A 21,922-nucleotide genomic window follows, 5' to 3' on the forward strand; every position below is an offset into this window, starting at 1 on the left:
CATGACCCGCGCGGCGCTGGTGGCGAGCGGCCTGGCGGTGGCACTGCTGCTCACTGCCTGCGGCGGCGAGCAACGCGAGGCCGGTCCGGAGGCGCCCGCGCCCACGAGCACCGCACCGGCGACCACGGGGGCGGCGAAGCCCGCGCCGGCGCCGGACGCCGTCTCCGAGCCGCCCGCCCCGGAGGAGGTCCCCGAGCTGCTGCGGTTCGAGGCCAAGACCCTCGACGGCCACGTCTTCCACGGCGCCGACCTGCTGGGCGGGCCCGCCGTGCTCTGGTTCTGGGCGCCGTGGTGCCCGACCTGCCAGGCCGAGGCGCCCACGATCGCCCAGGCGGCACGCACCGGCGGGGCGCGTTTCGTCGGCGTCGCCGCGCAGGACGAGGTCCCCGCGATGCGGGAGTTCGTCGACCAGTACGGGCTCGACGGCTTCACCCACCTCGCCGACGAGGATCTCGCGGTCTGGAACCGGTTCGAGGTCGCCTACCAGCCGGCCTACGCCTTCGTCGACTCTCGCGGCGAGGTCACCGTCGAGACCGAGCTGCTCGAGCCCGAGGAGCTGCTCGCCCGGGTTCGTGCCCTGCGCTGATGGGGGGTGACCTGGCCTTCGCGCTTGGGGCGGGCATGCTCGCGGCGGTGAACCCCTGCGGTTTCGCGATGCTGCCCGGGTACCTGGCCCTGGTCGCCGGGGACCGCCCGGCGCGGGCGCTCGCCGCCAGCGGCGTGATGACCGCCGGGTTCGTCGCCGTGTTCGGGGTGTTCGGGCTGCTCACCGCGCCGCTCGCGGCAGCGCTGCAGCGCTGGCTGCCCCTGGTGACCGTGCTGGTGGGTCTCCTCCTGGTGGTGCTCGGGGTACTGCTGCTGGCCGGTCGGGAGCTGCGCGTGCTGGTGCCGAGCCCGGTGGGGGGAGCGCCCGGCACGCGGCTGGTCTCGATGCTCGGCTACGGGGTGGCGTTCGCGGTGGCGTCGCTGTCCTGCTCGATCGGGCCGTTCCTGGCGGCGGCGGGGGTCGCCGTCCGGGCCGGCTCGCTGTTCGCGTTCGGCGCCTACGCGCTGGGCATGGGGCTGGTCGTCGCGGTGCTCGCGGTCGCGACGGCGCTGGCCGGCACCGCCCTGGTCGGCGCCCTCCAGCGGGCACTGCCGTACGTCACCAGGGCCGGTGGGGCGTTGCTCGTGCTGACCGGGGCCTACGTGGGCTACTACGGGTTCCACGAGCTGCGCGTGCTGCACCTCGGCGGGTCCCCGGGGGACCCGGTGCTGGGGGCCGTGGGCGAGGCGCAGGCGGAGCTCGCCGACCTGCTGCTCGCGGTCGGGCCGGTGCCGCTCGTGGTCACGCTGCTGGTGCTGCTCGCGGTGCTGCTCGGGCTGGCCGTCGTGCTCCGCCGCCGGCTCCGCGCTCGTTGACGCCTCGTGTCGATCTCCCCCGCAAGGCTGGTCGCCAGGTCCCTCGTCCGGGTAGTTTGAGCGGGAGCAGTAATCGGTAAGGGCAGCCTTACCTTGACGAGAGACGGGTGGCGACGTGGTTCTGTCCGATGAGCGCCAGCCCGCCGAGCCCCTGTCCGCGCGGCTGAAGAACGCGACGCGGGAGGAGCACGAGCGGACCGAGTCCGCACCGTTCGTCGCGGCGCTGCTCGACGGGCGCCTCCACCGCGACGCCTACACCGCGTTGCTCGGCCAGAGCTACCTGTTCTACCGGGTGCTCGAGGAGGCGGGCGAGGCCTGGCGCGGGGACGCGGTCGTGGGTCCGTTCGTCTCCGACGACCTGGTCCGCTGCGGCGCGCTCGAGGCCGACCTCGAGTGGCTGGCCGGTCCGGGGTGGCGCGAGGGGCTCGACCCGTTGCCGGCCACCCGCCGGTACGCAGACCGGCTGCGTGCGGTGTGCTTCGACTCCGCCAGCGCGTTCCTCGCCCACCACTACACCCGCTACCTGGGTGACCTGTCCGGCGGCCAGATCATCCGCCGCCGGCTCCGCTCGGTCTACGACCTCACCACCGACGGCGTCCGCTTCTACGTGTTCGACCGGGTGGCGAAGCCAAAGCTGTTCAAGGACCGCTACCGGGAGCTGCTGGACGGCCTGCCGTGGGACGCCCACGAACAGGAGAACCTGCTGGCCGAGGCGAACGAGGCGTTCCGGCTCAACCGAGGGGTGTTCGACGACCTCGGCAAGGCGCTCGAGGTCGGCTGGACCGGCTCCCGCAGCGCCTGACTCGCCCAGGGTGTCACCGGTGCCGCCCCGAGCACCGGAGCCGGCATGGGACGATGTGTCGTATCCGCATGACACCCGAGGAACCTGAGTGACTACGTTCGCCGACACGACGTTCACTGATCCCGACGTGATCAGGAACTTCTGCATCATCGCGCACATCGACCACGGCAAGTCGACCCTGGCCGACCGGATGCTGCAGCTCACCGGGGTGGTCGAGGAGCGGGCGATGCGCGCGCAGTACCTCGACCGGATGGACATCGAGCGGGAGCGCGGCATCACGATCAAGGCGCAGAACGTCCGGCTGCCCTGGCAGGTCGGCGGCCGCGACCACGTCCTGCACATGATCGACACCCCCGGGCACGTCGACTTCACCTACGAGGTCTCCCGCGCGCTCGAGGCCTGCGAGGGCGCGATCCTGCTGGTCGACGCGGCGCAGGGGATCGAGGCGCAGACGCTGGCGAACCTGTACCTCGCGATGGAGAACGACCTCACGATCATCCCGGTGCTCAACAAGATCGACCTGCCGGCGGCCGACCCGGACAAGTACGCCGCCGAGCTCGCCCACATCGTCGGCTGCGAGCCCTCGGACGTGATGCGGGTCTCGGCCAAGACCGGCAAGGGCGTGCGGGAGCTGCTCAACGAGATCGTCCGCCTGGTGCCGGCGCCCACGGGAGTCGACGACGCACCGGCCCGAGCGATGATCTTCGACTCGGTCTACGACACCTACCGCGGCGTGGTGACCTACATCCGGGTGGTGGACGGGAAGATCACCCCCCGGCAGCGGATCCGAATGATGTCCACCGGGGCAACCCACGAGCTGCTCGAGGTCGGCATCATCTCGCCGGAGCCCAAGCCGAGCGCCGGCCTGGGCGTCGGCGAGGTCGGGTACCTGATCACCGGTGTGAAGGACGTCCGGCAGTCCAAGGTCGGCGACACGGTGACCAGCGAGCGCCGCGGCGCCACCGAGCCGCTCGCGGGCTACCGCGAGCCGAGGCCGATGGTCTACTCGGGCCTCTACCCGGTCGACGGCTCGGACTACGCCGACCTGCGGGAGGCCCTGGACAAGCTGCGCCTCAACGACGCCGCGCTGAGCTTCGAGCCGGAGACCTCCGCCGCACTCGGCTTCGGGTTCCGGTGCGGGTTCCTGGGCCTGCTGCACCTGGAGATCGTCCGCGAGCGCCTGGAGCGCGAGGCCGACCTCGACCTGATCTCCACCGCGCCCAACGTGGTCTACCGGGTCGATCTCGACGACGGCGGCGAGACGACGGTGACCAACCCGTCGGACTGGCCGGAGGGCAAGGTCGCCGCGGTCTACGAGCCGGTGGTGAAGTGCACGGTGATCGCGCCCAGCGACTACATCGGCGCGATCATGGAGCTCTGCCAGAGCAGGCGCGGCGTGCTCGGCGGCATGGACTACCTGTCCACCGACCGGGTCGAGCTGCGCTACACGATGCCGCTCGGCGAGATCATCTTCGACTTCTTCGACGCGTTGAAGTCCCGCACCCGCGGCTACGCCTCGCTGGACTACGAGCCGGCGGGGGAGCAGAGCGCCGACCTGGTGAAGGTCGACATCCTGCTCCAGGGTGAGCCGGTGGACGCGTTCTCGGCGATCGTGCACCGGGAGGCGGCCTACTCCTACGGCACCAGGATGGCGGCCAAGCTGCGCACGCTGATCCCGCGCCAGCAGTTCGAGGTCCCGATCCAGGCCGCGATCGGCTCCAGGGTGATCGCCCGCGAGACCGTTCGCGCGATCCGCAAGGACGTGTTGGCGAAGTGCTACGGCGGTGACATCACCCGCAAGCGCAAGCTGCTGGAGAAGCAGAAGGAAGGCAAGAAGCGGATGAAGATGGTCGGCCGGGTCGAGGTCCCCCAGGAGGCCTTCGTCGCCGCGCTGTCCACCGACGAGCCGGACAAGGCCAAGGCCAAGAAGTAGCTCACTGGTCCGGGAAGAGCCAGGTGAGCGAGGCACGACACTTGGCGACGTAGGCCTCCTGGTCGGTGGCGAGGCCGTGGGCGAGGTCCTCGAACACGGTGCACCGCGCGTAGAACGTCGCCCGCTCGGCGAGGCGGGCGGTGTCCCCTCGGTCGTAGTGCCGCAGGGCCGTGATCAGGGCGCCGGGGCCGAGGTCCCGCAGGAGCTTGCCGAAGTCGAAGGCGGGGTCGACGATGGCGGCGTCGCTCCAGTCGATGACCCCGCTGATCCGCCAGGTCGCCTCGTCCACCAGGACGTGCTCGATGCCGAGGTCGTTGTGGGAGAACACCGGCTCGTAGCCGGCCACGGGCGGCGGCGCGGCCAGGAAGCGCCGGACGGCCTCCCGGTGCGCGGCCGGGACCTGCTCGCCGCACACCGCCTGGAACGACGCGGCCTCCCGCAGCCAGGCGCTCGGCGCGAACTCGTCCGGGGCGACCAGCACGGCCGCCCGCTCCAGCGGTACCGCGTGCAGCGCGGCGAGCAGCGAGCCGAGCTCGGCGGCGACGCCCTCCGCGTGGGGTGCGGACTCGGCCGGCGGGACGGCCAGCAGCGGGGTGCCCGGGAGCTTGTCGTAGGCGAGGCAGCCGGCGGACGGGTCGACGAACCGCGGCACGGGGACGGGGACCGGCGAGATCGCCGCGACCATCGACAGCAGCCGGGCCTCGTTCTCCACCAGGTCGGACCGCCGGGCGGGGTCGGGCTCGGTGCTGAAGCGCACCACAAGGCTGCCGTTCACCTCGTAGGCCGTGTTCTCCCTCCCCGTTCCCAGCATCAGCACCGACTCCACCGGCACGTCCGGCAGATGGCGCTCCACCACTGCCCGCACCTGGCTTCCCCACCTGGTCCGCATGGCCGCATCCTAGGTGGGGCAGGGCATCTGACCTCGAATTATTCACTGGAAGACCAGCGACCTGAGATTAGTTCGAGAGCGGCTACGGTGCGGGCATGACCGATCCGCTGTCCCGGTTGCGGGCGTTGTGCACGCGGCTGCCCGAGGTCACCGAGAAGCTCAGCCACGGCGAGCCGACCTGGTTCGTGCGCCGGGCGTTCGTCTCCTACGCCGACCACCACCACGACGCCCGGCTCGCGTTCTGGTGCGCCGCGCCGCCGGGGGTCGCCGAGGAGCTGGTCGCGGCCTCGCCCGAGCGCTTCTTCCGGCCGCCCTATGTCGGACACCGGGGCTGGCTCGGCGTGTACCTCGACGTCGAGCCGGACTGGGACGAGATCGCCGAGATCGTCACCGACGCCTACCGCACGGTCGCGCCGAAGAAGCTGGTGGCTCAGCTCGACGAGGGCTGACCGTCCAGGTGCCGCAACGCCTCGTGGTACTTGCGCCGCAGCCGCTCCTGGGTCGCGTCGTCGAGCCGGCCCATGCGGTCGGCGGACATGTTGTCGGCGATGTCCGCGCGCTTGACGGCCAGCGCGATCGGGTTCGCCTTCACCCGGTCCAGGTAGCGCTGCTGCGGCTCGTCCGGCTCCTTGCTGATCGCGGCGACCGCTGCGAGCACCTCCGGCGGGCAACCCAGCCGGGCGAGGTCGTCGAGGGTCACGTCGGTGTCCTCGACCACGTCGTGCAGTACGGCGGTCATCCGCTGGTGGGTTCCGGTGACCCCGCCCATCACCCGCAGCGGGTGGGCGATGTAGGGCCGGCCCGACTTGTCCAGCTGCCCCTCGTGGGCGCGTCGGGCCAACTGGATGGCGTCATCCAGCGTGAACGTGCGCATCTGACCTCATCGAGTGAAGACGATCTTCCCGGCGGTCTCGCCGGCGAGCATCTGGGCGAATCCCGAGGGCGCGTCGGTCATGGGCAGCTCGGTGCCGATCTGCGGCCGGATTCCGCTCAGCCGGCAGAAGTCCAGCAGGTCGGCCAGCTCGTCCCGGGTTCCCATCATCGACCCCACGACCCGGATCTGGGTGAAGAACAGCCGCTGCAGGTCCGCGCTCGGGTCCGGGCCGCTGGTCGAGCCGGACACGACGATGGTGCCGCCCGGTCGGACCGAGCGCATCGAGTGACCCCAGGTCGCCTTGCCGACCGTCTCGAACACGGCGTCCACCCGCTCGGGCAGCCGTTCGCCGGATTCGAACGTCTCGTGGGCGCCCAGGCGTGCGGCCAGGGCGCGCTTCTCCTCGCTGCGGCCGGTCACCCACACCCGCATGCCGGCCGCGCGGCCCAACGCCACCAGGGCCGTCGACACCCCGCCCGACGCGCCCTGGACGAGCATCGTCTGCCCGGGGCGCAGGCCCGACTTGGTGAACAGCATCCGGTAGGCGGTCAGCCAGGCGGTGCCCATGCACGCCGCCTCGCTGAACGAGAGCTCCTCGGGCTTGGGCAGGACGTTGCGCTCGGGCACGACCACCGTGTCGGCGAAGGTGCCCTGGTACTTCTCGGTGAGCAGCGTTCGGCGCGGGTCCAGCGTCTCGTCGCCGTAGACCGAGGCGTCGCCGACCACGCCGTGCACCACCACCGGGGTGCCGTCCGCGAGCTCGCCGGCGCCATCGCAGCCCAGGACCATCGGGAACTGGTCGGCCTTGATGCCGACCCCGCGCAGCGTCCACAGGTCGTGCATGTTCAGAGACGCCGCCCGCACCGACACGGCCACCCAGCCCCGCGGCAGCTCCGGGTCCGGCCGCTCGCCCACCCGCAGCGCCTCGAGCGGCTGTTCCGGGTTGGCCTCGGCGGCGTAGACGGCGAACATGCCTCGAAACTTACCCACTTCGCCGGTGTGCCAACCCGTGACGTGGCGAAGGTCTAGTCTGGGAGCCATGCTGTCGGACTGGTGGAACGGCGTCGAGCTGTGGGTGCTCGGTCTGGCATTCCCCTTCCAGTTCGCCCTCGTCATGGCCGTTCTCGCGCCGCTGTGCCTGGTCGTCGCCTGGTTCATCGACCGGGTCATCGACCACGCGGCGGCCCTGTTCGGTCCCTCACCCGCCGACGACCGCCCCTTGGGCTCGGCTCCACCGGTCCTCGAGGTCGCTCCGGAGCTCGCCCCGGAGGTCATGGTCGAGGAGGCCGGCAGCGAGGAGGACGGCAGCGAGGGGGACGGGGACGAGCAGCGGGTGCCCGCCGCGTCGGCCGGCAGGTGATTTCCTAGGCTGGGGCCGTGGGGTCCTCTCGTCGCATCAGGGTCGCCCTGGCCGGACTCGTCGCGCTGGTGCTCGTGGGCTGGTTCGTCCGGGGGCTGGCGGTCGACGAGGAGCCGGTGCTCCCGGGCGCGGACTCCGGGCTGCCCGTGCGCGCGCTGTCCGACCTGCCCCAGGAGGCGGAGGGCACCTGGCGCCGGATCGAGCGGGGTGGACCCTTTCCGCACGACGAGGACGGCACCGTGTTCGGCAACCGGGAGCGCCTGCTGCCCAGCGAGGGGTCGGCCTACTACCGCGAGTACACGGTCGCGACGCCCGGGAGCGAGGACCGCGGCGCCCGCCGGCTGGTGACCGGACGCGAGGGTGAGCTGTACTACACCGAGGACCACTACGAGTCCTTCGTCGTCGTGGACCCGGAGCGGTGACGGCGTGACCGAGCACACGATCGACGGCACCGGGATCCGCACGAAGGCCGAGTTCATGGCCGCGGTCGCGGCCGCGTTGTCGTTCCCGGACTGGTTCGGGGCGAACCTCGACGCGCTGTACGACTGCCTGCGGGACCTGTCCTGGCTGCCGCCCGGGGAGCACGTGCTGGTGTGGCGGCACCCGGAGGTGCTGGCCGAGGCCGACCCGCGGACCTACCGGGCACTCGACGACGTGCTGCGCGACGCGGCGGTGCCCGGACGGTTCCGCGCCGAGCTCACCGGTCGGTGACCGGCACCCAGGAGGCGCGGCGCTTCTGGGCGAAGGCGGCGATGCCCTCCTGCCCCTCGGCGCCGGCGAAGAAGCCGGCGGACAGCTCGAGCATCTCGGCGAAGCCCTCTGCCGGGTCCACCGGCCTGGACTGGCGCAGCATCCGCTTGGTGGCCGCCAACGCGGTGGGGCCGCCCAGGACCAGCATGTCGGTGTAGCGCCGGACCTCGGCGTCGAGCCCGTCGGCCGGCACCGCGGCGTTGACCAGCCCGATGTGGACGGCGCGGGCGGCGTCGAACGTCTCGCCGGTGAGGAACAGCTCGTGCGCCGCCCGGGGCAGCAGCCGCGGCAGCACGGTCACCGAGATCACCGCCGGCACCAGACCCAGCCGCACCTCGGTGAACGCGAACGTCGCGGTGTCGACAGTGACCGCGATGTCGGCCGCGGCGACGATGCCGACACCGCCTGCCCTGGCCGGTCCGGCCAGCTTGGCCACCACCGGCTTGGGGCTGGTGAGTATCTGGGTCAGGATCTCCGGGAACTCGTTCACCCCGGCCGTGGTCGAGCCGGCGGTGCCGGCCTCCTTGAGGTCCATGCCCGCGCAGAACACCGGACCGGTGTGGTCGAGCACGACCACCCGCACCGCGTCGTCCGCGACGGCCGCGCCGAGGTGCTCGCGCAGCTCCCGGCGCAGCACCGCCGACAGCGCGTTGCGGTTGTGCGGGGAGTCCAGGGTGATCGTCGCGACACCGTTGTCCGTCGAGTAGCGCACCAGCTCAGCCATGCCTGGATGCTATCGGCCTCCCGGCACGACCAGGCCGGACTCGTAGGCGGCCACCACGGCCTGGGTCCGGTCACGCAGTCCGAGCTTGCCGAGCATGCGGCTGACGTGGGTCTTCACCGTCTCCTCGGTGACCACCAGGCGCCGCGCGATCTCCGGATTGGACAGTCCCTCCGCGACGAGCCGCAGGACCTCGGTCTCGCGCGGGGTGAGGGCGGCCAGCTCGGGTGGCCGGGGCCGCGGGCGCAGGCGGGCGAACTCGCCGATCAGGCGGCGGGTGACGGTCGGGGCGAGCAGCGCCTCGCCGACGGCGACCAACCGGACCGCGTCGAACAGGCGCTCGGCGGTGACGTCCTTCAACAGGAACCCGCTGGCGCCGGCTCGGAGGGCGTCGTAGACGTACTCGTCGAGGTCGAACGTGGTGAGGATGAGCACGCGCGGACCGTCGGCCAGGCGACGGGTGGCCTCGATGCCGTCCATCCGGGGCATGCGGACGTCCATCAGCACGACGTCCGGCCGGTGCTCCCGGCAGAGGGCCACGGCCTCGTCGCCGTCGCTGGCCGTTCCCGCGACGGCGAAGTCGGGCTGGGTGTCGAGCAGGGCGGCGTACCCCGTACGCACGACCTCGTGGTCGTCCGCGACGACGATCGTGATCGGGTCCATGCTCGCTCCGCTCATCCGCGTCTCACGGGGCCGGCAGGGGGAGCACCGCCTCGACGAGAAACCCGCCGAGGGTGAGCGGGCCCGCCCGCAGCGTGCCACCGACCGCGGTCGCGCGCTCGCGCATCCCCGCCAGTCCGTGCCCCGCGGCGGTCGCCGGGCCCGGCCCGTTGTCCCGGACGCGCACCCGCAGTTCCGTGCCGTAGCGCAGCTCCACGTCGACCGCGGCGCCGGGGGCGTGCCGGCGGGCGTTGGTGAGCGCCTCCTGCACGATCCGGTACGCGGCCAGCTCGACACCGGGTTCCAGCGGGACGGGTGGTCCGGAGACGATGAGCCGCGCACCCGTCGACTGGCGCGCGTCGTCGAGGAGGTCGACGAGCTGGCCGAGCCCGGGCTGGGGCCGGAGCGCTGCGGTCTCGGTGCCGTCCCGGAGCACGCCGAGCAGCCGCCGCATCTCGGTGAGCCCGCTGCGTGCCCGTTCCCCGATCTCGGAGAACCGTTGCGCGCCAAGGGGAGGGAGGTCCGGCGTGGTCAGCCGCGCGGTCTCGGCCTGCACCGCGATCATCGAGATGTGGTGGGCGACGACGTCGTGCAGCTCCCGCGCGATCCGCGCCCGTTCGCCGCGGGCGGTGTGCTCCACGACCGCGGCGGCGACGGCCTGCCGGGCGGCCCGGTGCAGCAGCGCCTCCCGCCGAGCGCGCGCGGCGACGCCGGCCCAGGCGGCGGCGGGGGCCAGCGCGCCGAGGAGCACGGTCATGGCGGTCGGACGCGTCACCGCGAGCACGACGAACGGGAGGACCAACGCCTGGGCCCATACCGTGCCGACCCGCACGAGCCCGACGAGGAGCGCCACCGCCGCGCCGACGGTGAGCACCTGCGGCAGGGCGAGGGAGAGAAACCCGGCCGCAGCCACGAGAAGGGCCGCGGGCCCCGGTGGGAACAGTCCGACGGAGACGGTGCCGGCGAGCGCGAGCAGGCAGAGGAAGACCCCGAACTGGAGACCGGCGCCGGCGGTGAGCACTCGCGCCAACGCCTCGCCGAACGCGCCGAGCCCGAGGAGGAAGGCCGCTGCCCGGGCCGCTTCCGCGGTGAGTGGCGGGAGGGGGGCGGTCGCCTGGTTCGCGGGGGCGTCGGAGGTCCGGCGGCGAGGTTCGCGGCGGCGCTCCCGGGGGCCCCCCGGTTTCCACGTTACCGGGTGGGGCCGACGGTTCGGGGGGTGCGCGGGGCGGGCTGTGGACAGCTCGTCGGAGTGGGGATGGTCGGGGCCGTCCGGGGGCATGGCGCCATTCTCTCCGCTGGTGCGCGTGCTGGCGTCACTCCCGCGAGCTACCTCCCGGGTGCGGGCGGGATCGCTCCGTGCCGGGACGACGGGGGGCCCGCCGGTCCATAACCTCCCAGGGCATGGAAGCCACCATCGAGGTCGTCGGGGTGCGGAAGCGGTTCGGGGGGACCACCGCCCTGGACGGGATGTCCTTCACCGTCACCCCCGGGCAGGTCACCGGGTTCGTCGGGCCCAACGGGGCGGGCAAGTCCACCACCATGCGCGTCATTCTGGATCTGGACTCAGCGGACGCCGGGCACGCGCACGTCGGCGGTCGGCCCTACCGCGAGCTGCGGCGACCCCTCGAGCACGTCGGGTCGTTGCTCGACGCCGGCGCGCTCCAGCCGTCGCGCTCGGCGCGCAACCACCTCCGGTGGCTCGCCCATTCCCAGGGCCTGCCGGCGAGCCGGGTGGAGGAGGTCATCCACCTCACCGGGATCGCCTCCGCCGCGCGGCGCAGGGCCGGCGGGTTCTCCCTGGGCATGCGCCAGCGGCTCGGCATCGCCGCGGCGTTGCTGGGAGACCCGCCGGTCCTCATGCTCGACGAGCCGTTCAACGGGATGGACCCGGAGGGCATCGTCTGGATGCGGACCTTCCTGCGGCAGAAGGCCGCCGAGGGCCGCGCCGTCCTGGTGTCGAGTCACCTGATGAGCGAGCTGCAGGACACCGCGGACCACCTGCTCGTCGTCGGGCGGGGGCGGGTCATCGCCGACACGAGCGTCGCCGCGCTCATCGCCGCGGCGTCGGGGGACCGGGTCTGTCTGCGCACCACCGCGCGGACCCCGGCGATGACCGTGCTCGCCGCCGCCGGTGCCACGGTCGCCGCCACCGGGGCGGACAGCCTCACCGTCAGCGGGCTCGCCGCCGCGGGGGTCGTCGCCGCGCTCAACGCGAACGACGTGCCGTTCACCGAGGTGAGCCCGCACCGCGCATCCCTGGAGGAGGCCTACATGGAGCTGACCCGCGAGGCCGTCGAGTTCCGGGCGGCCGGCTCGTGACGAACTCGATCAGGGCCGAGTGGACCAAGTTCCGCACCGTCCGCGGCTGGGTCATCGGCCTGCTCACAGCGATCCCACTGACCGTCCTGATCGGACTTCTGGGTCCGCTCGGCAGCAGCTTCGACTGCGCTGGTCCCAACGGAGCGCAGTGCCGCGGCAACACCCCGCCCATCGGACCGGACGGCACGCCGGTGTTCGACACGTTCTACTTCGTACACCGGACCCTCACCGGCGACGGCAGCGTCACAGCGCGGGTCGGCGCGCTCCGGGACGCCGAACCCTGGGCCAAGGCCGGCCTGCTCCTCAAAGAGGGCACCACAAGCGGCTCGCGGTACGCGGCGGTGCTGCTCACCGGCGGCCACGGCGTGCGCATGCAGTACGACTTCACCGAGGACATCGCCGGCCCGTCGCCCGACGAGGACAGACAGTGGCTCCGACTCACCCGAGAGGGAACCACGCTGACCGGCGAGACCTCCTCGGACGGGCGGCGCTGGAGCACGGTCGGCACCGTCCGGCTCGACTTCGGCGAGCGGGTCGAGCTCGGCATGTTCGTCTCCTCACCGCAGCACCTCGAGACCAGCAACACCTTCGGCGGCCGGTTGGACAGGGGCGCCCCGACCGTCGCCACCACCAGCTTCGACCAGGTGCGCACCACCGGCGCCGCGGCGGAGGACTGGCGCGGCACTGCCGTCGGCATCGACCCGGCACGCGAGCACGAGGTCGGCTTCACCGACGACGGCGGCGACCTCACGATCACCGGGACCGGCGACATCGCCCCGATTCCCGCCTCGGCCGGAAGCCTCGGCAAGACCGCGGAGAACGCGCTGGTCGGCGCGTTCGCGGGGCTGGTCGCGGTGCTCGTCGTCGCCGCCCTGTTCGCGACGAGCGAGTACCGGCGCGGCATCATCCGCACCAGCTTCACCGCGAACCCGCGCCGGGGTCAGCTACTCGCCGCGAAGGCCGTCGTCGTCGGCGGGTTGTCGTTCGTGGTCGGGGCCGTCTCCTCGGCGCTGGCGCTCCCGCTCGTCGAGCGGGCCGAGCTGGCGGAGGGCTTCTTCCAGCACCCGACAACGTGGCTCACCGAGCTGCGCCTGGTGCTGGGTACGGGCCTGCTGTTCGCGGTGGCCGCCGTGCTCGCGGTCGCGCTCGGCATGTTCCTGCGGCGCGGTGCCCTCACCGTCACAGCGGTCGTCGTGGGCGTCGTCCTTCCCTACCTGCTGGCTGTCGCGTCGGTCCTGCCGACGGGGCCCGCCGAGGTGCTGGTCACCGTCACCCCGGCCGCGGCGTTCGCCATCCAGCAGAGCGTTGAGGAGTACCCGCAGGTCGCCGCGAGCTACACGCCCGCGGACGGCTACTTCCCACTGTCCCCGACGGGCGGTCTCGTGGTCCTGTGCGGCTACGCGGCGGTGGCCGTCGTGCTTGCCGCGATCGCGACCCGCAGGAGGGACGCGTGAGCGCGCTGCACGCGGAGTGGACGAAGGCGTGGACGGTCCCCGGCACCGCCTGGCTGCTCGCCGGCGTCGTCACGCTCACCCCGCTGCTCGGCGTCCTCGCCGCGAGCTCCATGGCCGAGGGCGGCGACCCGGCGAGGACGAGCCTGCTCGGCGTGACACTGGGGCAGGCGGCGGTGGTGGGCCTCGCCGTGGCGACCGTGAGCGGCGAGTACGGCACGGGCATGATCCGCACGACGCTGACCGCCGTGCCCCGTCGGCTGGCCGTCCTGCGGGCGAAGGCGTTCCTGGTCTGCATGCTCACGGTGGCCGGGGGGACTGCCGCGGTCGGCGCCTCGGTTGCGGCGGGCGACGCCCTGCTGCCGGAGGGCCTGTCGATCGCCCAGGGGCCGGTGCTGCGCGCCGCCGTGGGGTCGGTGCTGTACCTGGCGCTGGTCGGGTTGCTGGGCGTCGGTGTCGCCGCCCTCGTCCGCGACGCCGCCACCGCCGTCGGTCTGGTGCTCGGCCTGCTGTTCCTGACGCCGATCGTCGCCTCGCTGGTCTCGGACCCGGACTGGCGTGAGCGGCTGCTGGAGTGGAGCCCGATGACCGCGGGCCTGGCGGTCCAGGCCACGGTCGACCTGGGGAGCCAGCCGATCGGGCCCTGGCAGGGCCTGGGGGTGCTGGCGGCCTGGGCCTCGGCCGCGCTGCTGGCCGGTGCGGCCGCCCTGCGGCTGCGGGACGCGTCCTAGTGGTGGGTGTGGTGGTACTGGTGCACCACGGCGTGGCCCTTGCCCCGGCCGATCAGCCACTTGTTCACCGGGACCGTCACCACGAAAGCCACCGCGAACGCGATCGCGAGGCTCACCCAGAACAGCACCGACAGCGGACCGGCCGCCATCGCGCCGGGGATCAGCACCATGATCGCGTTGTCGACGACCTCCATGACGGTGATCGAGAGCGTGTCGGCGGCGAGGGTGACCGACAGGGCGGCGCCGAAGGCCAGGCCGGCGCGCAGCACCGGGCGGATGGTCAGCGAGTAGCCGAACAGGAACGCGAGCGCGACCGAGAGGACCACCGTCGGCACGGTGGACCAGCCCAACGACGTTCCGATGACCATTCCGAGGACCTCGCCGATCGCGCAGCCGGTGAGGCAGTGCAGCGTCGCGCTGACGGCCGACTTCCATTGTTCGTTCATACCGCTGACTTTATACCCCTATGGGGTATGTGGCAACTTGACCTGGAGCGCGCTCCAGCAGCTAGGTTCTCGCGCAGCCGTAGGGAAAGGAGCCCAGATGCGCCACCGCACGCTCGGCGGGACCGGCATCGAGGTCAGCGTCCACTGCCTCGGGACGATGATGTTCGGAGCGGTCGGCAACCCCGACCACGACGACTGCGTCCGCATCGTGCACGCCGCGCTCGACGCGGGGATCACCATGGTCGACACCGCCGACATGTACTCCGCCGGCGAGTCCGAGGTGATCGTCGGCAAGGCGCTCGAGGGGCGGCGCGACGACGTGGTGCTCGCGACCAAGGTGCACTTCCCCATGGGCGAGGGCCCGAACCGGGGCGGGAACTCGCGGCGCTGGATCGTCCGGGAGGTCGAGGAGAGCCTGCGTCGGCTGCGCACCGACTGGATCGACCTGTACCAGGTTCACCGGCCCGACCACCGCACCGACATCGAGGAGACGCTCTCCGCCCTCACCGACCTGGTGCGACAGGGGAAGATCCGCGCGTTCGGCTGCTCGGCGTTCCCGGCCGAGGACATCGTCGAGGCGCACCACGTCTCGCTCGCGCGGGGCCTGCACCGCTTCCGCACCGAGCAGCCGCCCTACTCGCTGCTGGCCAGGGGGGTCGAGCGCGCCGTGCTGCCGACCTGCCAGCGGCTGGGAATGGGCGTGCTGGTGTGGAGCCCGCTCGCGTCGGGGTTCCTCTCCGGCAGGGTCCGCCGCGGCCGCCCGGTCGACCTCACCGCCGGCCGGGCCGGCCTGACACCCGGCCGGTTCGACGAGTCGATCCCGGCCAACGCCGCGAAGTTCGAGGCGCTCGAGCGGCTGGTCGAGCTCGCCGCCGACCTCGGCGTCACGCTGCCGGAGCTGGCGGTGGCGTTCAGCGCGGCCCACCCCGCGGTCACCTCGGTGATCATCGGCCCACGCACGATGGAGCAGCTCACGGCGACGCTCGCGGGCGCGGCGCTCACCCTCGACGACGCGACGCTCGACCGGATCGACGAGATCGTGCCGCCGGGTACCGACCTCTACCGGGCCGACGGGGCGTGGCTGCCCCCGTCGCTGGCCGAACCAGCGCGGCGCCGCCGCCCGGTGACCGACCGCGCGGCGGCGACGGGGTGAGGGCTCAGTCGGCCTTGCGGAAGCGGGCGTCGAAGAAGCTGAACGCCGCGAACGCGGTCAGGCCGGCGGCGACCAGGAACAGCAGCACGGTGCCGAACGGTTGGGCGGCGAGCGTGCGCAGTGCCGCGTCCAGGCCGGTGGCCTTCTTCGGTTGCGCCTGGACGGCGGCCACGATGAGCAGCACACCCGCCCCGCCGTAGACCGCGCCCAGAGCGGTGTAACCGACCTGGCCGAGCCGGGTCGCGGCCGTCCGCGTCGTCCGGCTCGTCCCGGCCAGGTCGAGCTCGCGGCAGAAGCGCTTGGCCAGGCCGTGCCGGGCGATCAGCAGCGCGGCGAGCACGACCAGCACGCCGAGCGCGATGACCACCGGCTTGCCCCAGGACTTGGTCAGCAGCCCGCCGACCAGGCCCTGCTGGGCGGTGTCGGTGGACGAGGCCGAGGAGCCGCCGGCGATCTTGGCGGCGCTGTAGGCGAGGTAGCCGAACAGGACAGCCTCGCCGAGGTTCATGGCCCGCAGCAGCAGGTCCGCACGGTTGGCGCGGGTGCCGAACACCGCCTCGGCCAGCTGCCAGAGCGCGCTGACGCCCAGCCCGACGGCGATCAGCCACAGCAGCACGTCGCCGCCGGTGTTCTTCGCGATCGACTGGAGCGCACCGGACTTGTCGGCTCCGCCGGCCCCGCCCGCGGGCGGGTCACCGGTCGCGACCTGCACGGCGAGGTACGCGACGAGCAGGTGGACCACACCGTAGATCACCAGGCCGATGCGGGCCACGGCCTGCAACGGCCGGCTCTTCGCCACCTTCTCCGGGGCGTCCGCCGCCTTCATGAGGACCTCACGGGGAACAACGCTATCCGCGGCCCGCCGTCGCCGCACAACGTGCCGATCAGGCGTAGCGGAGACCGGCGTAGCTCGCGGCCGCCTCGGCGAAGCGGTCCAGAACCAGGTCGGCGAGCAGCGGGTCCGGACCGAGCGGTTCGGCGAGGACCACGTCCGGGTCGGCGGCGCGGGCCAACGCGGCGACCCGGTCGGGCAGCCGGCCGGGCGCCAGGAACCAGGACGCGACGGCCAATCGCCGGGCGCCGGCGGCGCGGAGCAGCTCCACCGCGGCCGGCACGTCGGGCCGGGCGGCGCTGGCGAAGGCCGCTGTGACACCGGCCCAGCCCAACGAGCCGGCCCACTCCGCCGCCACCGCGGCCACGACCGCGTTCGCCGGAGCGTGTGAGGAGCCCGCGCCGGCGAGGACCACGCCTAGCCCGTCCTCGCCGGGGTACGCGCCGGCCTGGGCCAGGCGGCGCAGGGCGAGCGCGGGCAGCCGGGGATCGGGGCCGAGCACACCGGACACCGCGACCGACAGGCGCGGCAGCCGTGCCGTGGCCTCGGCCACCAGGGCGGGGAGGTCCACCCTGGCGTGGAAGGCCGTGCCGAGCAGCAGCGGCACGACGACGACGTCGCGGTGGCCCTCGCGGTGCAGCGCGGTCAGCACGTCGGGCAGCCGCGGCGCGGACAGGTCGAGGAACGCCGCCCGCACGTCCAGCTCCGGGGCGCGCAGGCGGAGCACCTCCACCAGCGCGGAGACGGTGGCCGCGCTGCGGGGGTCGCGGCTGCCGTGTGCGACGGCGACGAGCGGTGGCGCCATCAGCTCGTGCCCAGCACGGGAAGCGGCGCGCCGACGAGACCCGCTGCCAGCGTCGTGCCGTCGCCCGGGTCGATCACCAGGAACGCGCCGGTGCGCCCGTGCGTGCGGTACTCGTCGACCGGCACCGGCTCCGCCGTGCGCACCGAGACCTGACCGATCTCGTTGAGCGCCAACGACTCCGGGTACTCGGTCGTGGACAGCTTCTGCTCGTCGAAGCGCGTGCGCAGCTCGCCGACGATCGCCGGCACGGTGCGGGCGCCGTGTTTGACCAGCACCCGCGCGCCCGGGCGCAGCGGCTTGTCGGCGAGCCAGGCCAGCGTCGCGTCCAGCTCGTCGGTGAGCACCGGCGGGTCGTCCGCGGCCGCGAGCAGGTCGCCCCGGGAGATGTCGATCTCGTGCTCGAGCAACAGGGTCACCGAGGCGCCCGCGACGGCCTCGGCCAGCTCCCCGTCGCGGGTGTCGATCCGGGCCACCCGGGTGCGTGAGCCGCCGGGCAGCACGACGACCTCCTCACCCAGCCGGACGGTGCCGGCCGCGACCTGGCCGGCGTAGCCGCGGTAGTCCGGGTGCTCGGGTGTGCGCGGGCGGATCACGTACTGCACGGGGAAGCGGAACGGGGCCTCGTGCGGGTCCGGCTCCACCGGCACCGTCTCCAGGTGCTCGAGCAGGGTCGGGCCGGTGTACCAGGGCGTGCGGTCCGAGACGTCGACCACGTTGTCACCGACCAGCGCGGAGACCGGGATCGTGCGGACGGTGTCGGAGGTGTAGCCCAGTGCCGCGGCGTAGGTGGCGAACTCCTTCGCGATCACCTCGAACGTGCCCTGGTCGTACTCCGTCAGGTCGATCTTGTTCACCGCGAGCACCAGCCGCGGCACCCCCAGCAGCGCGAGAACCGCGGCGTGCCGCCGAGTCTGCTCGACCACACCCTTGCGCGCGTCCACGAGCAGGATCGCGAGCTGCGCGGTGGAGGCTCCGGTCACCGTGTTGCGGGTGTACTGGACGTGGCCGGGGGTGTCGGCCAGGACGAAGGTCCGCCGCGGGGTGGCGAAGTAGCGGTACGCGACGTCGATGGTGATGCCCTGCTCCCGCTCCGAGCGCAGTCCGTCCACCAGCAACGACAAGTCCGGAGTAGACAGTCCTTTGTCGACGCTCGCCCGGTGTACGGCGTCCAGCTGGTCGGCCAGGACGGACTTGGTGTCGTACAGCAGGCGCCCCACCAGGGTGGACTTTCCGTCGTCGACGCTGCCGGCCGTCGCGAGCCGGAGCAGGTCGCCCATCAGAAGTAGCCCTCCCGCTTGCGGTCCTCCATCGCTGCCTCGCTCAGCCGGTCGTCGGCGCGGGTGGCCCCACGCTCGGTCAGCCGGCTCGCCCCGACCTCCGCGATCACCTCGTCCAGCGTCGACGCGGTGGACGCCACGGCGCCGGTGCAGGAGCCGTCGCCCACCGTGCGGTAGCGGACCGTCCTGCGCTCCACGGTCTCGCCCTCGCGGGGCCCACCCCAGGGCCCGGCGGTCAGCCACATCCCGTCGCGGAGGTACACCTCGCGCTCGTGCGCGTAGTAGATCGACGGCAGCTCGATGTCCTCGCGTGCGATGTAGCGCCACACGTCGAGCTCGGTCCAGTTCGACAGCGGGAACACCCGCACATGCTCGCCCGGGCGGTGCCGGCCGTTGTAGAGGTTCCACAGCTCCGGGCGCTGCCGGCGCGGCTCCCACTGCCCGAACGCGTTGCGCAGGCTGAAGATCCGCTCCTTGGCCCTGGCCCGCTCCTCGTCCCGGCGCCCGCCGCCGAACACCGCGTCGAACCGGTGCTCGCCGATCGTGTCGAGCAGCGGCACCGTCTGCAGTGGGTTGCGCGTGCCGTCCGGGCGCTCGGCGAGCCGGCCGTCGTCGATCCAGTCCTGCACGCGCGCGACGACCAGCCGCAGCCCGTACCGCGCCACCACGCGGTCGCGGAACTCGATGACCTCGTCGAAGTTGTGCCCGGTGTCCACGTGCAGCAGCGGGAAGGGCACCGGCGCCGGCCAGAAGGCCTTCACCGCCAGGTGCAGCAGCACGGTGGAGTCCTTGCCGCCGGAGAACAGGATCACCGGCCGGTCGAACTCGCCGGCCACCTCGCGCATGATGTGGATCGCCTCGGACTCCAGGCGGCCCAGGGCGTCGAGGGTGAGCGTCCTCGGTGCGGTCGTGCGGTCGGCTGTGACTGTCATCCGTGCAACCCACATTCGGTCTTGGCCAGGCCGGCCCACCGGCCGCTGCGGGGGTCGGCGCCCGGCAGCGGTTTGGCGGTGCACGGCGCGCAGCCGATCGACAGGTAACCCTCGGACACCAACGGGTTCTCGAGGATCCCGTTGGCCTGGATGTATGCGTTGAACTCCGCGTCCGACCAGGCGGCGATCGGGTTCACCTTCACCAGCCCGTTGCGCTCGTCCCAGTCGACGATCGGGGTGTTCGCCCTGGTGGGCGCGTCGACCCGGCGCACGCCGGTGACCCACGCCTCGTACCTGGCCAGCGTCCGCCGCAGCGGCACGACCTTGCGCAGGTGGCAGCAGCGGTCCGGGGCCGTCCGGTTCAGCGGGCCGAACTCGGCCTCCTGGTCGGCGACCGACTGCTCGGCCTCCGCGTTGACGATCCTGATCCGCGGGTAGGTCAGCGCGATCGCGTCGCGGGTCCCGATGGTCTCGGCGAAGTGGTAGCCGGTCTGCAGGAACAGCACATCGACGTCGGGCCGGGCCCGGACCGCGAGGTCGATCAGCACCGCGTCCTGCATGTTCGACGCGACGATGAACCGCGGTCCGAACTCGGCCGCGGTCCAGGCCAGCGTCTCCTCGGCCGTCGCGCCGGCCAGGTCGACCGCGGCGCGGCCGGCGAGGGCGGCCAGCTCCTCCGCCGTTCTGGTCGTGGTGGTCACGTTGTCGCCTCCGCATGCTCGGTGGCCAGGTTGAGACCGACGAACTTCACGGTGAACACGCGCCGGCAGCCGGTGCACAGCCAGGCCGCGTGCGACTCCTCCTGCGGGCGAAGGTCCTCGTCGCCGCAGTAGGGGCAGTAGAAGGGGGTGGCGCGCTCGGTCATCGCAGGTCCGCGTCGTCCGCGCGGGCCACCCACTGCGCGAACCGCTCCTGCGGCCCGCGCTGGGCGACGAAGTGGCGTACGACGCGCTCGACGTAGGCCGGCAGCTCCTCGGCGGTGACCTTGTGGCCGCGCAGCTTGCGGCCGAAGCCGGCGTCGAGGCCCAGGCCGCCGCCGAGATGGACCTGGAAGCCCTCCACCTGGCGGCCGTCCTCGTCGGTGACGATCTGGCCCTTGAGCCCGATGTCGGCGGTCTGGATGCGGGCGCAGGAGTTGGGACAGCCGTTGATGTGCACGCTGACCGGCGCGGTCACCGCACTGGTGATGTCGGCCAGCCGCTCCTCCAGGGTGGCCACCAGGGTCGCCGCGCGGGCCTTGGTCTCGACGATGGCGAGCTTGCAGAACTCGATACCGGTGCAGGCCATCACCCCGCGCCGCCACGGCGAGGGGTCGGTCTGCAGGCCGAGCGCGGCGAGCTCGGCACGCAGCCCCGCCACCTCCGCCTCCGCCACGTCGAGCACGACCAGCTTCTGCTGCGGGGTGAACCGGACTCGGTTGGAGCCGACCCGCTCGGCCGCCTTGGCCACGGCCACCAGCGTCGAGCCGGAGACCCGGCCGGCGACCGGCGCCGCCCCCACGTAGAAGTTGCCGTCACGCTGGGGGTGGACCCCGACGTGGTCGCGCGGCAGCTCCGGGACCTCGGGGGCGGGCCCGTCGATCAGCGGGCGCTTGAGGTACTCGGTCTCCAGCACCTCGCGGAACCGTGCCGCGCCCCAGTCCTTGACCAGGTACTTGAGCCGGGCGCGGTTGCGCAGCCGCCGGTAGCCGTAGTCGCGGAAGACGCTGATCACGCCGGCCCAGACCTCGGCCACCTCGTCCAGCGGGACCCAGGTGCCGAGCCGCTGGCCGATCATCGGGTTGGTGGACAGGCCCCCGCCGACCCAGACGTCGAAGCCCGGCCCGTGCTCGGGGTGCCGGACGCCCACGAACGCGACGTCGTGCACCTCGTGGGCCACGTCGGGCAGACCCGAGATCGCGGTCTTGAACTTGCGGGGCAGGTTCGCGAAGGCCGGGTCGCCGACGAAGCGGCGGGTGATCTCCTCGATCGCCGGGGTGCCGTCGATGATCTCGTCCTCGGCGATCCCGGCGACGGGGGAACCGAGGATCACCCGGGGGCTGTCGCCGCAGGCCTCCATCGTGGTGAGGCCGACACCCTCGAGCCTCGCCCACACCGCCGGCATGTCCTCGATGCGGATCCAGTGGTACTGGATGTTCTGCCGGTCGGTGATGTCGGCGGTGTCGCGGGCGTAGGTCTGGGAGAGCTCACCGATGACCGTGAGCTGCTCGGTGCTGACCGCGCCGCCGTCGATCCGGACGCGGAGCATGAAGTACTCGTCGTCGAGCTCCTCCGGCTCCAGCGTGGCCGTGCGGCCGCCGTCGATGCCGGGCCGGCGCTGGGTGTAGAGGCCGTACCAGCGGAACCGCCCGCGGAGGTCGGCCGGGTCGATGCCGGCGAAACCGGTGTGGGCGTAGATGTTCTCGATCCGGGCGCGGACGTTGAGCGGGTTGTCGTCGCGCTTGCTCCGCTCGTTGGGGTTGAGCGGCTCGCGGTAGCCGAGCGCCCACTGCCCCTCGCCGCGCCGGGTGTTGCCCCGCCCGGCTGATGCCCTGCGCGGCGTGGTGGGAGTTGACACCCGTCCGACCTCCGAGTTCTGGGCGTTCGG

The 21,922-nt window shown here is 72.9% G+C and carries 26 protein-coding genes; 12 read left to right on the plus strand and 14 right to left on the minus strand.

The genetic code is table 11. The features are described from left to right. Window position 1: 1 nt before the first annotated feature. From BU204_RS15695 to lepA, 4 genes are all read left to right on the plus strand, one after another. On the plus strand, window positions 2-586 hold the full coding sequence (locus BU204_RS15695; RefSeq protein WP_075126416.1) for a redoxin domain-containing protein: 585 nt from the start codon (window positions 2-4) through the stop codon (window positions 584-586). Further along, window positions 586-1,401 carry a cytochrome c biogenesis protein CcdA gene (locus BU204_RS15700; protein WP_075126417.1) on the plus strand — a complete coding sequence of 272 codons (816 nt, stop codon included), beginning with the start codon at window positions 586-588 and terminating at the stop codon, window positions 1,399-1,401. Before BU204_RS15695 ends, BU204_RS15700 begins: the two co-directional genes overlap by 1 nt. 115 nt (window positions 1,402-1,516) lie before the next feature. Beyond that, window positions 1,517-2,203 (plus strand): biliverdin-producing heme oxygenase, encoded by a 687-nt coding sequence (locus BU204_RS15705; RefSeq protein WP_075126418.1) that lies wholly within the window; start codon window positions 1,517-1,519, stop codon window positions 2,201-2,203. An 88-nt stretch (window positions 2,204-2,291) separates the two neighbouring features. After that, on the plus strand, window positions 2,292-4,136 hold the full coding sequence (gene lepA / locus BU204_RS15710; protein ID WP_075126419.1) for a translation elongation factor 4: 1,845 nt from the start codon (window positions 2,292-2,294) through the stop codon (window positions 4,134-4,136). Window position 4,137: 1 nt separating this feature from the next. Here the strand turns inward: lepA and BU204_RS15715 are convergent, their stop codons facing one another. Next, window positions 4,138-5,025, minus strand: a complete 888-nt coding sequence (locus BU204_RS15715) for a phosphotransferase family protein (protein WP_083661347.1) — start codon at window positions 5,023-5,025, stop codon at window positions 4,138-4,140. A 95-nt stretch (window positions 5,026-5,120) separates the two neighbouring features. Here BU204_RS15715 and BU204_RS15720 point away from each other — a divergent pair, with 95 nt between their 5' ends. Continuing rightward, window positions 5,121-5,474 carry an MmcQ/YjbR family DNA-binding protein gene (locus BU204_RS15720; RefSeq protein ID WP_075126420.1) on the plus strand — a complete coding sequence of 118 codons (354 nt, stop codon included), beginning with the start codon at window positions 5,121-5,123 and terminating at the stop codon, window positions 5,472-5,474. Here BU204_RS15720 and BU204_RS15725 read toward each other — a convergent pair. Both BU204_RS15725 and BU204_RS15730 read right to left on the minus strand, forming a co-directional pair. Further along, the gene (locus BU204_RS15725; RefSeq protein WP_075126421.1) at window positions 5,456-5,899 is read right to left on the minus strand and encodes an HD domain-containing protein; all 444 of its coding nucleotides are present in this window, start codon (window positions 5,897-5,899) and stop codon (window positions 5,456-5,458) included. The genes BU204_RS15720 and BU204_RS15725 overlap by 19 nt on opposite strands. Window positions 5,900-5,905: 6 nt before the next feature. Then, window positions 5,906-6,871, minus strand: coding sequence for a zinc-binding dehydrogenase (locus BU204_RS15730; RefSeq protein WP_075126422.1), 966 nt, complete (start codon window positions 6,869-6,871; stop codon window positions 5,906-5,908). A gap of 67 nt (window positions 6,872-6,938) precedes the next feature. On the opposite strand from BU204_RS15730, the gene BU204_RS15735 reads away from it, so the two are divergent. Genes BU204_RS15735 through BU204_RS15745 form a run of 3 tightly spaced genes read left to right on the plus strand, consistent with a single transcriptional unit; the run spans window position 6,939 to window position 7,970 of the window. Then, window positions 6,939-7,259: a hypothetical protein gene (locus BU204_RS15735; protein WP_075126423.1), complete on the plus strand. Its 321-nt coding sequence runs from the start codon at window positions 6,939-6,941 to the stop codon at window positions 7,257-7,259. 17 nt (window positions 7,260-7,276) lie between these two features. Next, window positions 7,277-7,681: a ribonuclease domain-containing protein gene (locus tag BU204_RS15740; protein WP_075126424.1), complete on the plus strand. Its 405-nt coding sequence runs from the start codon at window positions 7,277-7,279 to the stop codon at window positions 7,679-7,681. Between the two features lie 4 nt (window positions 7,682-7,685). Beyond that, window positions 7,686-7,970: a barstar family protein gene (locus tag BU204_RS15745; protein ID WP_075126425.1), complete on the plus strand. Its 285-nt coding sequence runs from the start codon at window positions 7,686-7,688 to the stop codon at window positions 7,968-7,970. On the opposite strand, the gene BU204_RS15750 is transcribed toward BU204_RS15745, so the two are convergent. Genes BU204_RS15750 through BU204_RS15760 form a run of 3 tightly spaced genes read right to left on the minus strand, consistent with a single transcriptional unit; the run spans window position 7,957 to window position 10,669 of the window. Next, entirely contained in the window at window positions 7,957-8,733 is a 777-nt protein-coding gene (locus BU204_RS15750) for an enoyl-CoA hydratase-related protein (RefSeq protein ID WP_075126426.1), read from the minus strand. The two genes, BU204_RS15745 and BU204_RS15750, sit on opposite strands and share 14 nt — an antisense overlap. Window positions 8,734-8,742: 9 nt before the next feature. Continuing rightward, a complete protein-coding gene (locus BU204_RS15755; protein WP_075126427.1) occupies window positions 8,743-9,393 on the minus strand; it encodes a response regulator in 651 nt (216 codons plus the stop codon). A gap of 22 nt (window positions 9,394-9,415) precedes the next feature. Continuing rightward, window positions 9,416-10,669, minus strand: a complete 1,254-nt coding sequence (locus BU204_RS15760) for a sensor histidine kinase (RefSeq protein ID WP_143229531.1) — start codon at window positions 10,667-10,669, stop codon at window positions 9,416-9,418. 122 nt (window positions 10,670-10,791) lie between these two features. Here BU204_RS15760 and BU204_RS15765 point away from each other — a divergent pair, with 122 nt between their 5' ends. The 3 genes from BU204_RS15765 to BU204_RS15775 are packed head-to-tail and all read left to right on the plus strand — an operon-like array spanning window position 10,792 to window position 13,891. Continuing rightward, window positions 10,792-11,709, plus strand: a complete 918-nt coding sequence (locus BU204_RS15765; protein ID WP_075126428.1) for an ABC transporter ATP-binding protein — start codon at window positions 10,792-10,794, stop codon at window positions 11,707-11,709. Further along, a complete protein-coding gene (locus BU204_RS15770; RefSeq protein ID WP_075126429.1) occupies window positions 11,706-13,163 on the plus strand; it encodes a DUF1349 domain-containing protein in 1,458 nt (485 codons plus the stop codon). Before BU204_RS15765 ends, BU204_RS15770 begins: the two co-directional genes overlap by 4 nt. Then, window positions 13,160-13,891: an ABC transporter permease gene (locus tag BU204_RS15775; RefSeq protein ID WP_075126430.1), complete on the plus strand. Its 732-nt coding sequence runs from the start codon at window positions 13,160-13,162 to the stop codon at window positions 13,889-13,891. The genes BU204_RS15770 and BU204_RS15775 overlap by 4 nt, the downstream gene beginning before the upstream one ends. Here BU204_RS15775 and BU204_RS15780 read toward each other — a convergent pair. Continuing rightward, window positions 13,888-14,337 carry a DUF4396 domain-containing protein gene (locus BU204_RS15780; protein WP_075126431.1) on the minus strand — a complete coding sequence of 150 codons (450 nt, stop codon included), beginning with the start codon at window positions 14,335-14,337 and terminating at the stop codon, window positions 13,888-13,890. The two genes, BU204_RS15775 and BU204_RS15780, sit on opposite strands and share 4 nt — an antisense overlap. 97 nt (window positions 14,338-14,434) lie before the next feature. Between BU204_RS15780 and BU204_RS15785 the strand changes: the two genes are divergently transcribed. Beyond that, window positions 14,435-15,490: an aldo/keto reductase gene (locus tag BU204_RS15785; RefSeq protein WP_075126432.1), complete on the plus strand. Its 1,056-nt coding sequence runs from the start codon at window positions 14,435-14,437 to the stop codon at window positions 15,488-15,490. 4 nt (window positions 15,491-15,494) lie between these two features. Here BU204_RS15785 and BU204_RS15790 read toward each other — a convergent pair whose 3' ends face one another. The 7 genes from BU204_RS15790 to BU204_RS15820 are packed head-to-tail and all read right to left on the minus strand — an operon-like array spanning window position 15,495 to window position 21,892. After that, window positions 15,495-16,316, minus strand: a complete 822-nt coding sequence (locus BU204_RS15790; RefSeq protein ID WP_075126433.1) for a DUF1206 domain-containing protein — start codon at window positions 16,314-16,316, stop codon at window positions 15,495-15,497. A gap of 58 nt (window positions 16,317-16,374) precedes the next feature. Continuing rightward, window positions 16,375-17,127 carry a sirohydrochlorin chelatase gene (locus BU204_RS15795; RefSeq protein WP_075126434.1) on the minus strand — a complete coding sequence of 251 codons (753 nt, stop codon included), beginning with the start codon at window positions 17,125-17,127 and terminating at the stop codon, window positions 16,375-16,377. Beyond that, window positions 17,127-18,404, minus strand: coding sequence for a sulfate adenylyltransferase subunit 1 (locus tag BU204_RS15800; protein ID WP_075126435.1), 1,278 nt, complete (start codon window positions 18,402-18,404; stop codon window positions 17,127-17,129). The genes BU204_RS15795 and BU204_RS15800 overlap by 1 nt, the downstream gene beginning before the upstream one ends. Next, entirely contained in the window at window positions 18,404-19,420 is a 1,017-nt protein-coding gene (gene cysD / locus BU204_RS15805; protein ID WP_408608013.1) for a sulfate adenylyltransferase subunit CysD, read from the minus strand. Before cysD ends, BU204_RS15800 begins: the two co-directional genes overlap by 1 nt. Next, window positions 19,333-20,037, minus strand: coding sequence for a phosphoadenylyl-sulfate reductase (locus BU204_RS15810; RefSeq protein WP_075126437.1), 705 nt, complete (start codon window positions 20,035-20,037; stop codon window positions 19,333-19,335). Before BU204_RS15810 ends, cysD begins: the two co-directional genes overlap by 88 nt. Continuing rightward, window positions 20,034-20,201: an Insertion element protein gene (locus tag BU204_RS15815; RefSeq protein WP_075126438.1), complete on the minus strand. Its 168-nt coding sequence runs from the start codon at window positions 20,199-20,201 to the stop codon at window positions 20,034-20,036. The genes BU204_RS15810 and BU204_RS15815 overlap by 4 nt, the downstream gene beginning before the upstream one ends. Beyond that, window positions 20,198-21,892 carry a nitrite/sulfite reductase gene (locus BU204_RS15820; RefSeq protein WP_075126439.1) on the minus strand — a complete coding sequence of 565 codons (1,695 nt, stop codon included), beginning with the start codon at window positions 21,890-21,892 and terminating at the stop codon, window positions 20,198-20,200. Before BU204_RS15820 ends, BU204_RS15815 begins: the two co-directional genes overlap by 4 nt. Window positions 21,893-21,922 lie beyond the last annotated feature (30 nt).

The organism is Actinophytocola xanthii, assembly GCF_001921205.1.
Taxonomy (GTDB): domain Bacteria; phylum Actinomycetota; class Actinomycetes; order Mycobacteriales; family Pseudonocardiaceae; genus Actinophytocola; species Actinophytocola xanthii.

Coding starts and splice junctions, on each gene's coding strand:
- BU204_RS15695 (WP_075126416.1), top strand. CDS start 2: ATGACCCGCGCGGCGCTGGTGGCGAGCGGCCTGGCGGTGGCACTGCTG.
- BU204_RS15700 (WP_075126417.1), top strand. CDS start 586: ATGGGGGGTGACCTGGCCTTCGCGCTTGGGGCGGGCATGCTCGCGGCG.
- BU204_RS15715 (WP_083661347.1), bottom strand. CDS start 5,025: ATGCGGACCAGGTGGGGAAGCCAGGTGCGGGCAGTGGTGGAGCGCCAT.
- BU204_RS15720 (WP_075126420.1), top strand. CDS start 5,121: ATGACCGATCCGCTGTCCCGGTTGCGGGCGTTGTGCACGCGGCTGCCC.
- BU204_RS15725 (WP_075126421.1), bottom strand. CDS start 5,899: ATGCGCACGTTCACGCTGGATGACGCCATCCAGTTGGCCCGACGCGCC.
- BU204_RS15730 (WP_075126422.1), bottom strand. CDS start 6,871: ATGTTCGCCGTCTACGCCGCCGAGGCCAACCCGGAACAGCCGCTCGAG.
- BU204_RS15735 (WP_075126423.1), top strand. CDS start 6,939: ATGCTGTCGGACTGGTGGAACGGCGTCGAGCTGTGGGTGCTCGGTCTG.
- BU204_RS15750 (WP_075126426.1), bottom strand. CDS start 8,733: ATGGCTGAGCTGGTGCGCTACTCGACGGACAACGGTGTCGCGACGATC.
- BU204_RS15755 (WP_075126427.1), bottom strand. CDS start 9,393: ATGGACCCGATCACGATCGTCGTCGCGGACGACCACGAGGTCGTGCGT.
- BU204_RS15760 (WP_143229531.1), bottom strand. CDS start 10,669: ATGCCCCCGGACGGCCCCGACCATCCCCACTCCGACGAGCTGTCCACA.
- BU204_RS15765 (WP_075126428.1), top strand. CDS start 10,792: ATGGAAGCCACCATCGAGGTCGTCGGGGTGCGGAAGCGGTTCGGGGGG.
- BU204_RS15780 (WP_075126431.1), bottom strand. CDS start 14,337: ATGAACGAACAATGGAAGTCGGCCGTCAGCGCGACGCTGCACTGCCTC.
- BU204_RS15785 (WP_075126432.1), top strand. CDS start 14,435: ATGCGCCACCGCACGCTCGGCGGGACCGGCATCGAGGTCAGCGTCCAC.
- BU204_RS15790 (WP_075126433.1), bottom strand. CDS start 16,316: ATGAAGGCGGCGGACGCCCCGGAGAAGGTGGCGAAGAGCCGGCCGTTG.
- BU204_RS15795 (WP_075126434.1), bottom strand. CDS start 17,127: ATGGCGCCACCGCTCGTCGCCGTCGCACACGGCAGCCGCGACCCCCGC.
- BU204_RS15800 (WP_075126435.1), bottom strand. CDS start 18,404: ATGGGCGACCTGCTCCGGCTCGCGACGGCCGGCAGCGTCGACGACGGA.
- BU204_RS15815 (WP_075126438.1), bottom strand. CDS start 20,201: ATGACCGAGCGCGCCACCCCCTTCTACTGCCCCTACTGCGGCGACGAG.